The 12,931-nt window shown below is 74.2% G+C and carries 13 protein-coding genes; all 13 read left to right on the top strand.

Translation table 11 applies throughout. The annotated features are described in order from the left end of the window. The first annotated feature begins 91 nt into the window (after window positions 1-91). The 13 genes from rho (at window position 92) to atpB (ending at window position 12,907) form a co-directional block, all read left to right on the top strand. Window positions 92-2,314 (top strand): transcription termination factor Rho, encoded by a 2,223-nt coding sequence (gene rho, locus HH311_RS16060; RefSeq protein ID WP_169184672.1) that lies wholly within the window; start codon window positions 92-94, stop codon window positions 2,312-2,314. A gap of 161 nt (window positions 2,315-2,475) precedes the next feature. Then, on the top strand, window positions 2,476-2,694 hold the full coding sequence (gene rpmE / locus HH311_RS16055; RefSeq protein WP_169184671.1) for a 50S ribosomal protein L31: 219 nt from the start codon (window positions 2,476-2,478) through the stop codon (window positions 2,692-2,694). Between the two features lie 141 nt (window positions 2,695-2,835). After that, on the top strand, window positions 2,836-3,954 hold the full coding sequence (gene prfA, locus HH311_RS16050; protein ID WP_169184670.1) for a peptide chain release factor 1: 1,119 nt from the start codon (window positions 2,836-2,838) through the stop codon (window positions 3,952-3,954). Beyond that, complete coding sequence (gene prmC / locus HH311_RS16045; RefSeq protein ID WP_169184669.1) at window positions 3,951-4,793, top strand: peptide chain release factor N(5)-glutamine methyltransferase; 843 nt, start codon at window positions 3,951-3,953, stop codon at window positions 4,791-4,793. The genes prfA and prmC overlap by 4 nt, the downstream gene beginning before the upstream one ends. Before the next feature lie 339 nt (window positions 4,794-5,132). Then, window positions 5,133-5,777, top strand: a complete 645-nt coding sequence (locus tag HH311_RS16040) for an L-threonylcarbamoyladenylate synthase (RefSeq protein WP_169184668.1) — start codon at window positions 5,133-5,135, stop codon at window positions 5,775-5,777. Window positions 5,778-5,815: 38 nt separating this feature from the next. Then, the gene (gene tsaE / locus HH311_RS16035) at window positions 5,816-6,310 is read left to right on the top strand and encodes a tRNA (adenosine(37)-N6)-threonylcarbamoyltransferase complex ATPase subunit type 1 TsaE (protein WP_169184667.1); all 495 of its coding nucleotides are present in this window, start codon (window positions 5,816-5,818) and stop codon (window positions 6,308-6,310) included. A 42-nt stretch (window positions 6,311-6,352) separates the two neighbouring features. Beyond that, entirely contained in the window at window positions 6,353-7,597 is a 1,245-nt protein-coding gene (locus HH311_RS16030) for an L-threonylcarbamoyladenylate synthase (protein ID WP_169184666.1), read from the top strand. Continuing rightward, on the top strand, window positions 7,594-8,604 hold the full coding sequence (gene tsaD / locus HH311_RS16025; protein WP_169184665.1) for a tRNA (adenosine(37)-N6)-threonylcarbamoyltransferase complex transferase subunit TsaD: 1,011 nt from the start codon (window positions 7,594-7,596) through the stop codon (window positions 8,602-8,604). Before HH311_RS16030 ends, tsaD begins: the two co-directional genes overlap by 4 nt. Before the next feature lie 146 nt (window positions 8,605-8,750). Next, the gene (glyA, locus tag HH311_RS16020) at window positions 8,751-10,040 is read left to right on the top strand and encodes a serine hydroxymethyltransferase (protein ID WP_169184664.1); all 1,290 of its coding nucleotides are present in this window, start codon (window positions 8,751-8,753) and stop codon (window positions 10,038-10,040) included. A gap of 99 nt (window positions 10,041-10,139) precedes the next feature. Further along, window positions 10,140-11,285, top strand: coding sequence for a glycosyltransferase family 4 protein (locus HH311_RS16015; RefSeq protein ID WP_211190356.1), 1,146 nt, complete (start codon window positions 10,140-10,142; stop codon window positions 11,283-11,285). Between the two features lie 269 nt (window positions 11,286-11,554). Continuing rightward, the gene (locus tag HH311_RS16010; RefSeq protein ID WP_169184662.1) at window positions 11,555-11,761 is read left to right on the top strand and encodes an AtpZ/AtpI family protein; all 207 of its coding nucleotides are present in this window, start codon (window positions 11,555-11,557) and stop codon (window positions 11,759-11,761) included. Between the two features lies 1 nt (window position 11,762). Continuing rightward, a complete protein-coding gene (locus HH311_RS16005; protein WP_169184661.1) occupies window positions 11,763-12,176 on the top strand; it encodes a hypothetical protein in 414 nt (137 codons plus the stop codon). Beyond that, window positions 12,173-12,907: a F0F1 ATP synthase subunit A gene (gene atpB, locus HH311_RS16000; protein ID WP_312030184.1), complete on the top strand. Its 735-nt coding sequence runs from the start codon at window positions 12,173-12,175 to the stop codon at window positions 12,905-12,907. The genes HH311_RS16005 and atpB overlap by 4 nt, the downstream gene beginning before the upstream one ends. Window positions 12,908-12,931: the final 24 nt, after the last annotated feature.

Genomic DNA, 12,931 nt, shown 5'->3' with positions numbered 1-12,931 from the left:
TTCGTTGCGGCGGATCCGTACGCACCACGAGCCGTGCGGACACGTCCGCTGGCCCGGGTATCACGACCCGGACCGGTCAGGAAGGACCTGCGTGACCGAAACCGACGTCATCTCCACCGATGTCGCCTCCTCGTCGGAGGCCCGGGGTGAGGACGCCCCGTCCTCCGGCTCCGGCGGCACCGAACGGCGCCGCCGCGGGGGTGTGTCCGGCATGGTGCTCGCCGAGCTGCGCGAGCTGGCCGGGACGCTCGGCGTCACCGACACCACCGGCATGCGCCGGGGGGACCTGATCGCCGAGATCAAGAAGCGGCAGTCCGGCGACCTGGGCAGCGGCGCGGCCCAGCTCCCGCTCGGCGACGACGCCGCGGCCCCGTCCGGCGGGCAGCCGGCGGCCGCCGCGGGCGACGACGAGGCCGCGGCCAAGCCGGCCCGCCGTCGCGCGAGCCGCCGCAAGGCGGTGACCCCGGAGGAGACGGCGGCCGACCCGGCGGCGCGCACCGCGACCCCGGAGGCCGCCTCGTCGGTCGCCCAGGAGGTCACGGCCACCACCGACGCGCCCGCCGCCGACGCCGACACGGCCGCCGCCGCGGACACGACCACCGGGACGGCCGCCACCGACGCGCCCGCCGCGCCGCGCCGCCAGCGCCGCAGCGCCCGCCGCGACGCCGGTCCCGGCGCGGACTCCGCCCCGGAGTCCACCCCCGACGAGCCGACCGGCTCGGTCGAGGCCCCCGCCGCCGCGCCGGCCGAGGCGCCCGAGCGCGGGCCCCGCGAGGACGGCGGCCGCAGCAACGGCCGGGGCCGGGGCAACCAGGACCAGGGCGGCTCCGGCCCGGACACCGCCGACGGCGACCAGGACCGCGACGGCGACGGCGACCGCGGTGGCCGCCGCAACCGCAACGGCCAGGGCGGCCAGAACCAGGGCGGCCGGGGTCAGGACCAGGGCGGCGGCAGCCAGCGCGACCGCAACCAGGACGGGCGCGACCGCAACTCCGACCAGGGCGGCCAGCAGCGCGGCCAGCAGAACCGCGACAACGGCCCCGACGACGAGGACGACGACGAGGCCGGCGGCGGCCGGCGTCGCGGGCGCCGGTTCCGCGACCGCCGCCGCAACCGCGGCGAGCGCGGCCAGGGCGGCGGCCAGGGCGGCGGCGAGCCGGAGGTGCGCGAGGACGACGTCCTCATCCCGGTCGCCGGCATCCTCGACGTGCTGGACAACTACGCGTTCGTCCGCACCTCGGGCTACATGGCCGGCCCGAACGACGTCTACGTCTCGCTCTCGCTGGTGCGCAAGCACGGCCTGCGCCGCGGCGACGCCGTCACCGGCCAGGTGCGCCAGCAGCGCGAGAACGAGCAGAACCGGCAGAAGTTCAACCCGCTGGTGCGGGTCGACACCGTCAACGGCCTCGACCCGGAGGCGGCGAAGCGCCGGCCCGAGTTCACCAAGCTCACCCCGCTCTACCCCAACGAGCGGCTGCGCCTCGAGACCGAGCCGCACCTGCTGTCCACCCGCGTGATCGACCTGGTCATGCCGGTCGGCAAGGGGCAGCGCGCGCTGATCGTCTCGCCGCCCAAGGCCGGCAAGACGATGGTGCTGCAGTCGATCGCCAACGCGATCACCACGAACAACCCCGAGGTCCACCTCATGGTCGTGCTCGTCGACGAGCGGCCGGAGGAGGTCACCGACATGCAGCGCACGGTGAAGGGCGAGGTCATCGCCTCGACCTTCGACCGGCCGCCGTCGGACCACACCTCGGTGGCGGAGCTGTCGATCGAGCGGGCCAAGCGGCTCGTCGAGCAGGGCCACGACGTCGTCGTGCTCCTCGACTCGATCACCCGCCTCGGCCGGGCCTACAACCTGGCCGCGCCGGCGTCGGGCCGCATCCTGTCCGGCGGTGTCGACTCGACGGCGCTCTACCCGCCCAAGCGCTTCCTCGGCGCCGCGCGCAACATCGAGGACGGCGGGTCGCTGACGATCTTCGCGACGGCGCTGGTCGAGACCGGGTCGACGATGGACACGGTGATCTTCGAGGAGTTCAAGGGCACCGGCAACGCCGAGCTCAAGCTCGACCGCAAGCTCGCCGACAAGCGCATCTTCCCGGCGATCGACCCGGACTCGTCGTCCACGCGCAAGGAGGAGCTCCTCCTCTCGCCCGACGAGATGGCCGTGATGCACCGGCTGCGCCGCGTGCTGGCCGCGCTCGACCCGCAGCAGGCGATCGAGCTGGTGCTCGACCGGCTGCGCAAGACGCGCACCAACATCGAGTTCCTCATGCAGGTGGCCAAGACGACCCCCGGCAAAGAGGAAGACTAGGCCTTCCGTCGCCCTCGGCGGCCGGGAACATCCCGGTCGCCGGGGCTGTTGACGGGGTCAGTGGACGTTCCTGAGAGAATGTCCCGTGGCACAGCTGCCTCCGGTTCACCCCGACGGACGACACGGGGACCCGGCGGCCGAGAACGAGAGGAACCAGCCACATGAAGCAGGGCATCCACCCCGAGTACGTCGAGACGCAGGTCAACTGCGGCTGCGGCAGCTCCTTCACCACGCGCAGCACCAAGACGAACGGCGTGATCAACGTCGAGGTGTGCTCGGCCTGCCACCCGTTCTACACGGGCAAGCAGCGCATCATGGACACCGGCGGTCGGGTCGCCCGCTTCGAGGCCCGGTACGGCAAGCGCGCCGGCCGCAAGTAGCTCCCACGACGCCCGCCGTCGCCGCCCCCGGGTGGCGACGGCGGGCGTTCGTGCGTTCGGAGTGTCAGGCGGGCCGGTGGACGCTGGTGCGGCGCGAGGGACGAGCGGCGACCCAGCGCCACCGTGGCGCGAGGAGGAAGCATGACCCAGGTGGCAGGCGGATCGGCGCACTCGGTGCGCGCCCTCGTGGAGGAGCACGCCGGCCTGGAGGCGCGGCTCGCCGAGCCGGAGGTGCACGCCGACCAGGCGCTGGCCCGCCGGCTGGGACGCCGGTACGCCGAGCTGGCCCCCATCGTCGCGACCGCCGGCGAGCTCGAGCGCGCCGAGGCCGACCTCGCCGACGCCCGCGAGCTCGCCGACGAGGATCCCGCGTTCGCCGCGGAGGCCCGGACCCTCGAGGGCACCGTCGCCACCCTGTCGGAGCGCCTGCGCGAGCTGCTGATCCCGCGCGACCCGGCCGACGCGAACGACGTCGTCGTGGAGGTGAAGTCGGGGGAGGGCGGCGAGGAGTCGGCGCTGTTCGCCGGCGACCTGCTGCGGATGTACTCCCGCTACGCCGAGCGGCGCGGCTGGAAGGTCGAGGTGCTCTCGGGCACCGAGTCCGACCTCGGCGGGTTCAAGGACGTCACCGTCACCGTCACCGCGCCCGGCAGCGAGCCCGACGGTGTGTGGGCCTGGCTGAAGTACGAGGGCGGCGTGCACCGCGTGCAGCGCGTGCCCGTCACCGAGTCCCAGGGCCGCATCCACACCTCGGCCGCCGGCGTCCTCGTGTACCCCGAGAAGGACGTCGCCGAGACCGTGGACGTCGACGAGAAGGACCTGCGCATCGACGTCTTCCGCTCCTCGGGCAAGGGCGGGCAGGGCGTCAACACCACCGACTCCGCGGTGCGCATCACCCACCTGCCCACCGGCATCGTCGTGTCCTGCCAGAACGAGCGATCGCAGCTGCAGAACAAGGCCCGCGCCATGGAGGTGCTCCGGTCGCGCCTCCAGGCACTGGCCGACGAGAAGCAGGCGGCGGAGGCGTCCGCCGACCGCCGCAGCCAGGTCCGCACCGTCGACCGCTCCGAGCGTGTGCGCACCTACAACTTCCCCGAGAACCGGATCTCCGATCACCGCATCGGCTACAAGTCGTACGACCTCGACCGGGTACTCGACGGTGAGCTCGACGGCGTGCTGAACGCCCTCCGGGCGGCGGATCGCGAGGAACGGCTCGCCGAGGCCGCGCAGGACGCCGGCCAGGAGGGAGGTGTGCGATGACCGCACCGACCCGCACCCGCGTGGCCGACGCCGCCGCCCGGCTCGCCGAGGCCGGCGTCGAGAGCCCCCGCGTCGACGCCGAACTGCTCGCCGCTCACGTGCTGGGCGTCCCGCGCACCCGCCTGGTGCTCGCCCCCGACCTCGACGACGACGCCGAGGCCCGGCTGGACGCCCTCGTCGCGCGCCGCGCGGCCCGCGAACCGCTGCAGCACCTGGTCTCCAGCGCGGTGCTCGGGCCGGTGTCGGTCGCCGTGGGCCCGGGGGTGTTCGTGCCCCGGCCGGAGACCGAGCTGCTGCTCGCCGAGGCGGTCGCGGCCGTCCGCGGCATCGGTGAGCCACGGATCGTCGACCTGTGCACCGGGTCCGGCGCCCTCGCGCTCGCGATCGCCACGACGCGCCCGGACGCCGAGGTCCACGCCGTGGAGCTCGACCCGGGCGCGCTCGCGTGGGCCCGCCGCAACCTCGACGGCTCCGGGGTGCGGCTCACCGCGGCCGACGTCACCGACCCGGCCACCCTCGCGACGCTCGAGGGCCGCGTCGACGTCGTCGTCGCCAACCCGCCGTACGTGCCGGAGGGGACGCCGGTCGCCCCCGAGGTGGACCACGACCCGCACGAGGCCGTCTTCGCCGGGCCCGACGGCCTCGCCGTCGTCCGCCCGCTCGCGACGACCGCCGCGCGGCTGCTGCGCGACGGCGGGCGGGTCGCGGTCGAGCACGACGAGTCGCACGCCGAACAGGTCCGCGAGGTCCTCGAGGGCGCGGGCTTCGCCGACGTCGGGACCCGCGCCGACCTCGCGGGGCGCCCGCGCATGTCCGTCGGGACCCGCCGTCGGGCCTGAGCTCTTCCTCCGCCTCGGTGCCTCCGCCTCCGTGCGAGCAATGGCACATTCCTGGCGTACAGCGGGAGAACGGCGCCGTTCGCGCATCGCGCCGGGCCGGCCGCCCATGATCACGAGCACGTGGGGCAGGCCCAAGAGCCAGCGGGCCTGGGTGGTGTGCCCCTCGTCGGGCGGGCCACTGCCGCTCGCGTGCGCGGCCATGATCACGGGCACATGGGGTAGGTCCGGACGCCCGCAAGGCTGCACTGTGTGCCCCTCGTCGGGCCGGCCAGCGCCGCCGCCCGCGCCCCTCGCCCGCCCGGCCGCGGCGCACGGACCGCGCGGCCTACCCTCGCCCGCGTGACGACCTTCGACTGCCGCGTCCCCGACACCCGGGCCGCGGGGCTCGCCGCCGCGGCGGCCGCCGTCCGGGCGGGCCGGCTCGTCGTGGTGCCGACGGACACCTCCTACGGCGTCGGCGCCGACGCGTTCGACCAGGCCGCGGTCCGCGCGCTGCTCGCCGCCAAGGGCCGGGGCCCGGAGACGCCCGTCCCGGTGCTGGTCGGGAGCTGGTCGACGATCGACGGCCTGGTCGCGGTCGTGCCGAGCACCGCGCGGGAGCTCGTCGAGGCGTTCTGGCCCGGCGGCCTCTCGCTCGTCCTGCCGCACGCGCCCTCGCTGGCGTGGGACCTCGGGCGCACCCGGGGCACCGTCGTGCTCCGGATGCCGCTGCACCCCGTCGCGCTGGAGCTGCTGCGGGAGTGCGGCCCGATGGCCATCACCGGCGCGAACGCGGACAGCGGCGCGGTCCCGCACGACTGCGGCGACGCGTACGCCCAGCTCGGCGAGGCCGTGGACGTCTACCTCGACGGCGGGCCGCTCGCGGCCGACGCCGGGTCCACCATCGTCGACCTCACCGGCCCCGAGCCCGTCATCCGGCGCGAGGGCGCGGTGAGCGCCGCGGCGATCGCCGAGGTGCTGGGCCGCACCCCGGCGACCGCGTGACCGGGCGGCCGCGGCGGGCCTCCTATCATGGGGAGGCGATGGACGAGCAGGTGGAGACGGTGCTGCACGCGGACGGACCCGAGGGCACCGCGCGGGTCGCGGCGGCGCTGGCGCCCCACCTCCGGGCGGGCGACGCGGTGCTGCTGACCGGCGAGCTCGCCGCGGGCAAGACGACGTTCGTGTCGGCGCTCGTCGCGGCGCTCGGCTCGCAGGCGGCCGTGTCCAGCCCGACGTTCTCGCTCGCGCAGTTCTACGCGACCCCGGGGCCGCGGGTCCTGCACGTCGACACCTACCGCCTCGACGACCTCACCGAGTTCCGCGACCTCGGCCTCGACGAGTACCTCGACGAGGTCATCGCGCTCGTCGAGTGGGGCGACCTGGTGGCCGGCGAGTTCGTCGACCCGCTGCGGATGCACCTGGCCGCCGACCCGGACGACGCCGCGGCCCGGCGCATCACGGTGCGCGGCAGCGCCCGGTGGGCGCCGGCGCTCGACGCGCTGGCCGCGCCCGCGCCCAGCAGCACCACCCCCTGAGCACACCCAGCACAGCCCGGCACGAGCACGCACGGAGCAGGCATGACCCTCACGCTCGCCGTCGAGACCTCCTCGCGGGTCTACGGCGCCGCGCTGCTCGACGACGACCGCGTCGTCGCCCGGGCGAGCGCGGACCGCGGCGACCCCGGCTTCGTCGACGTCGGGGTGCTGGCCGGCGGGGTCATCCGCGACGCCGGGCGGTCGGTCACCGACCTGGACCGGCTCGCCGTCGACGTCGGGCCCGGCAACCTCGCCTCGGTGCGGGCCGGCATCGCCTACGTCAACGCCGTGGCGTTCGCCCGGGGCGTCCCGGTCGTCGCGATCGACTCGCTCTCGCTGCTGACCACGCAGACCGGCCACCTCCCGGCCCTGGTTCTGCGCCCCGCGGGCGGCGCCGCGGTCTACGCGTCGCTGACCGGCGCGGACGGCCACGTGGTGCTGCGCCACGGCGAGCTCGACGTGGTGGTCAAGGAGCTCGCCGAGCGGATCGGCGAGGGGTCCGGGGTGACGGTGGCGCTGGCGGGCGCGCGGCGCGGGCCGGCGGCGGCCCTGCTCGCCGAGCACGGGCTCGCCGCGCGGGACACCGGGCTCGACGCCCCCGACGTCGACGCCCTCACCGTCCGCCTGCGCGCCGGCGACCACGAGCCGGCGGTGGTCAGCGCGGCCCCGCTGACCGAGTCGTCGGTCCGGTTCCGCGGCGACGCCTTCACCGCGGCGCGGGAGGCGCTGCTCGACGGCGGGGTGGCGCTGGTGCCGACCGACACCGTCTACGGGCTCGCCGTGCACCCGCGGCGTCCCGACGCGATCGACGCGCTGTTCGCCCTCAAGGACCGGCCGCGCACCCGCGAGCTGCCGATCATGGTCGCCACCCCCGACGAGCTCCCCGCCCTCGGCGTGCAGGTCACCGAGCAGGCCCGCCGGCTGCTCGCCGCGTTCTCCCCGGGGCCGATCACCGTCGCGATGGGCGTCGACCCCGCCGTGGCGCCGGCGTGGCTCGCGGGCCGCGAGGAGATCGGGGTGCGCGTGCCCTCCGACCCTGACCTGCGCGCGCTGCTCTCCGACGTGGGTGCCCTGCTCGTGACCAGCGCGAACGCCCACGGCGAGCCGACGGCCCAGGCGCCCGGGCCGATCCTGGACCAGCTCGCGGGACGCCCGGACGCCGTCGTCGACGGGGGCGTGCGCTCCGGGGTGCCGTCGACGGTCGTGAACTGCCACCTGGACACGCCTCGGATCGAGCGCGAGGGCGCGGTCCCGGCGGAGGAGATCGAGAGGGTGCTCCACCAATGACCGCGGTGCTTCCCGACGACGGGATCATGCTCGGCATCGAGACCTCGTGCGACGACACCGGCGTCGCGGTGGTGCGTCCCGGCGGCGAGGTGGTGGCGGCCGCCGTCGCCTCCCAGGTCGAGCTGCACGACCGCTACGGCGGCGTCTACCCCGAGATGGCGAGCCGGGCGCACGTCGACGCGATCCTCCCGACGGTCCGGAAGGTCCTCACCGACGCCGACCTGCGCCCCGCCGACCTCACCGCCATCGGCGTCACCCGCGGGCCGGGCCTCATCGGGTCGCTCGTGGTGGGGACCAACAGCGCCGTCGGGCTCGGCGACGGGTGGGGCCTGCCGGTGTACGGGGTCAACCACCTGCGCGGGCACCTGCGCAGCGCCGACCTCGACGAGCGCCGCGTGGAGTACCCGGCGATGGTGCTGCTGGTCTCCGGTGGGCACACGCTGCTCGCGCACCTCGCCGGGCCGGGCGAGGTCGAGCTGGTCGGCTCGACCCGTGACGACTCGGTGGGGGAGGCCTACGACAAGGTCGCCCGCATGCTCGGGCTGCCCTACCCCGGCGGGCCGGCCATCGACCGGCTGGCGAAGGAGGGCACGGCCGACGTCGCGTTCCCGCGGCCGGCCCGGGACCTGGAGCTCGACTTCTCCTTCTCCGGGCTGAAGTCGTCGGTGTCGCGCTTCCTCGCGGCGAACCCCGACCACCCGCACGCCGACGTCGCCGCCTCGTTCGTGGACGCCTGCCTCGACGTGCTCGTCGCCAAGTGCCGCAAGGCGCTCGAGCGCTACCCGAGCCGCTGCCTCGTCGTCGTCGGCGGGGTCGCGGCCAGCCCCCAGCTGCGGGCGGCGGCCGGGCGGCTGTGCGACGAGGCCGGGGTGTCGCTGTGCCTGCCGCCGCTGCGCTGGTCCACCGACAACGGCGCGATGATCGGGCTCGCGGCCTGGGACTACCTGGCCCGTGGCCTCGACGACCGCCCGCGCCCGGACACCTCGCTGACCATCGCGGACTGGTGACGCGGGAGGTGTGACGGGTCACCATCGACCCTCGGCCCGACCCGGGGGACCGGTAACCTCGAACCCCGGTTCCGGATCGACGGTGTCGTCCCACTCCGGGGGCGCCGATCCGTCGGTCCATCCCGATCGGAGTGAGGTCAACCACCGTGGCAGCCACGAACGAGCACTTCTGGGGGCCCGACTACCAGGCCCTCGCCGCCGTCGACCCCGAGATCGCCCAGGTCGTCGACGACGAGCTCGCCCGGCTGCGCGGCGGCCTCCAGCTCATCGCGAGCGAGAACCTGACCAGCCCCGCCGTGCTCGCCGCGCTGGGCTCGACGCTCTCCAACAAGTACGCCGAGGGCTACCCCGGCCGCCGCTACTACGGCGGCTGCGAGGTCGTCGACCGCGCCGAGGAGATCGGCATCGAGCGCGCGAAGACGCTGTTCGGCGCCGAGCACGCCAACCTGCAGCCGCACTCGGGCGCGAACGCCAACCTCGCGGTGTACGCGGCGTTCTGCCAGCCCGGCGACAAGGTGCTGGCGATGAGCCTGCCGCACGGCGGGCACCTCACCCACGGCGCGAAGGTCAGCTTCTCGGGCAAGTGGTTCGAGCCGGTGCCCTACACCGTCCGCGAGGACGACCACCTCATCGACTACGACCAGGTCCGTGACCTGGCCCTGCAGCACCGGCCGAAGATGATCGTCGCGGGGGCCACCGCCTACCCGCGCCTCATCGACTTCGCGCGGTTCCGCGAGATCGCCGACGAGGCGGGCGCGATCCTCTGGGTCGACGCCGCGCACTTCATCGGCCTCGTGGCCGGCCAGGCGATCCCGAGCCCGGTGCCCTACGCCGACGTCGTCACCTTCACCACGCACAAGGTCCTGCGCGGCCCCCGCGGCGGGATGCTCGTGTCGCGGGCCGAGCACGCGAAGGCGCTGGACAAGGCGGTGTTCCCGTTCCTGCAGGGCGGCCCGCTCATGCACGCCGTCGCCGGCAAGGCGGTGGCGCTCGCCGAGGCGGCCACCCCGGCCTACCAGCAGTACGCCCGCACGGTCATCGAGAACGCGCAGGCCCTCACGTCCGGGCTGGTCGACCAGGGGATGCGCGCCATCTCCGGCGGCACGGACACCCACCTCGCGCTGCTCGACCTGCAGCCGCTGGGCGTCACCGGCAAGGAGGCCGAGGCCCGCAGCGGGCTGGCCGGGATCACGCTGAACAAGAACGCGATCCCGTACGACCCGCAGCCCCCCATGACGGCGTCGGGCATCCGCGTCGGCTCGCCGTCGATCACCACCCAGGGGATGACGCCGGCCGAGATGGGAGAGGTGGCCCGCCTCATCGCCGCCGCGATCACGGCCGACGAGACCACCGAGGACGGCAAGCGGACGCTCGCCGACGTGCGCGACGAGGTCGGGACACTCGTCGCACGCTTCCCCGCCTACCCGAGGGGCTGACGCCACCACGTCTGCGGAGGTCGCACGACGGCGCGAGGGAGGAGCGCTGGCGTGCGAGGTTCCTGAGAACGACCGTCTAACCTGACCGTCGTGGGCCCGCTGCCACCGTTCGCCCCGCAGGGGCTGCCGATCCGGGAGTACCTCCTGGTCGGCCTCTGCGCGGCGGTGGTGACGTTCCTGGTCACCGGGATCGTGCGGCGGCTCGCGATCCGCGCCGGCGCCATCGCGGTCCCGCGCGGGCGCGACGTCCACACCGTGCCCATCCCGCGCCTCGGCGGGGTCGCCATGTACATCGGCGTCCTCGCCGGGGTGTTCGTGGCCTCGCAGCTGCCGGTGCTGCGCCGCGCGTTCGACTACTCCTCGGAGACCCGCGCGGTCATGGTCGCGGGCGGCCTCATCGTGCTGGTCGGCGCGCTCGACGACCGCTTCGGCATCGACGCGCTCACCAAGCTCGCCGGGCAGGCCACCTCGGCGGGCGTGCTGGTGCTGCTCGGCGTGCAGTGGTTCGTGCTGCCCATCCCCGACGGCTCCGGGGGCTCGGGCTGGACGCTGCTGATCCTGGACCCCAACCAGGGCGTCGTGCTCACCGTGTTCCTCTGCGTGGTGCTGGTCAACGCGGTGAACTTCGTCGACGGGCTCGACGGGCTCGCCGCCGGGATCGGGCTGATCGCGTCGGCCGCGGTGCTGGCGTTCTCGCTCGGCCTGCTCGAGCAGCGCGGCGGGGACGTCACCGCCTACCCGCCGGCGCTCATCGCCGCGGTGCTCGCCGGGGCCTGCGCGGGCTTCCTGCCGCACAACTTCCAGCCCGCCCGCATCTTCATGGGCGACTCGGGCTCGATGCTCATCGGGCTGATGCTCGCCGCGGCCACCACGAGCGCGTCCGGCCGGATCACCTACGCCGACTCCGCGCCGCGCAACGCCCTGGCTCTGCTCGCCCCGATCGTCGTCGTCGCCGCCGTCGTGCTGGTCCCGCTGCTGGACCTCGCCCTCGCCGTCGTGCGCCGCACCCGCGCCGGGCGCAGCCCGTTCGCGCCGGACAAGATGCACCTGCACCACCGGCTGCTCGAGATCGGGCACTCGCAGCGCCGGGCCGTCCTGCTCATCTACCTCTGGGCCGGGGTGTTCGCGTTCGGGGCGGTGGCCCTCGCGCTGATCACCGACGTCTTCCTCGTGGTGGGGGTCGTGGCGGTCGGCCTGCTCGTCGCCGTCCTGGCCTCCGCCATCCCCCGATTGCGCGCGCGATGATCGGCGATCACGGCCCGCGGACGATCACGACACGGCCCCTGAAGTGCGGTTCACCGACGACGACAGGTCGTCGTAGGGCCTGTGATAGGTTTCTCGCGTCCCGCCGAAACGGGGCAAATCGAGTGGTCCAGATGAGTGAACCGGGCCGCCCGAGGACGGCACGGGAACGTGGCGCCGGGCTGCTCCGCGTGTTCGCCGGTCGTCGTCGAGGAGGACTGACCATGATCGTGTCAGCCCTGCGTCCCGTATGAGAGGGTCGGCGACCTGGCATGGCGGACCAACGCGCGGATGGGTGGGCGCTCCTCGGATTGGGCACCACGCTGGCGGGCTGCCTGATCGGACCGACGCTGCTCGGGTGGCTGGTGGACCACTTTGCCGGTACCTTCCCGATCTTCCTCCTGATCGGGCTGGTGCTCGGGATCGTGGCGGCCGCGAGGCTGGCCTACACGGAGATGCGGAAGTTCCTCGGGAGCTGATGTGAACGAACCCCTCGGACACGCGCCGATGCTGACTGTTCCCGGGGCCACGCGTGAGGCGTTCCGGCTCTCCCTGATCGTCGCGCTGGTGGTGGGGGTCCTCGGGCTCGTGCTCGGCGCGCTGTTCGGCGTGGCGGCCATGGCCGCGTTCGGCTGCCTGGGCCTGGTGCTCGGTGCGTCGAACGCGCTGATGGTCCAGCGCTCGGTCCTGCGCGCCTCGGCGGCGGACCTGCCCAGCAAGGCCGCGCTCGTGCGCGGCGTCGGAGCGCGCCTCGCCGTCGTGACGGTGGTGGCGGTCGCGCTCGCGTACTTCTTCTTCCCGGTGGGCCTGGGCACGTTCCTCGGGCTCGCCCTGTTCCAAGTCATCAACACGATCGTCGGATCCGTGCCTGCGCTCAAGGAGCTCCGCAAGTGACGACCGGATTCCTCGCCGCCGAGGGTGGCAGCTCGATCTCGCCGAGCGAGCACGTCGGCCAGTTCGAGTTCCTCGGCATGACCTTCAACGGCGACACCATGTGGGCCTCCACCATCGCGGCGGTCATCGTCGTGGGTGCGGGCTTCTACGTCCGGTCCCGGGTGACGTCGGAAGTCCCGAACAAGGTGCAGATGGCCTACGAGGCACTCACCGGCTACATGATCGAGCAGGTGCAGGGCCGGATGGGACGACGTCCCGCCGAGTACCTCGCCCCACTGACCATCGCGCTGTTCGCGTTCATCCTCTTCTGCAACTGGCTCGGCGTGATCCCCAGCGGCCACCCCGAGTACCTCCGCCCGCCGACGGCGGACGTCAACACCGCCTACGCCCTCGCGGTGTTCGTGTTCATCTCGGCCTGGGTGTGGGGCTTCCGCGAGCAGGGTGTCGGGACGCTGCGGCGTTTCGTGCAGCCCTACGCCGCTCTCGCGCCGCTGAACATCATCGAGGAGATCGCCAAGCCGATCTCGCTCTCGCTGCGACTGTTCGGCAACATCCTCTCCGGCACGATCATGATCGGCGTGATCGCGCTGATCCCGTGGTGGGGTCTGTGGATCCCGAACGCGGCGTGGAAGCTGTTCGACCTGTTCATCGGTGCCATCCAGGCCCTGATCTTCGCGCTGCTGACCATCATGCAGTTCTTCGGCCCGGCCGTGAGCGAGGAAGGCCACTAGGTCGCCCTCGCCGCCGACCGCACC

The sequence above is a fragment of the Actinomycetospora sp. TBRC 11914 genome (assembly GCF_012933465.1).
Lineage (GTDB): Bacteria > Actinomycetota > Actinomycetes > Mycobacteriales > Pseudonocardiaceae > Actinomycetospora.
This window is presented reverse-complemented; position numbering and strand designations above follow the sequence as displayed.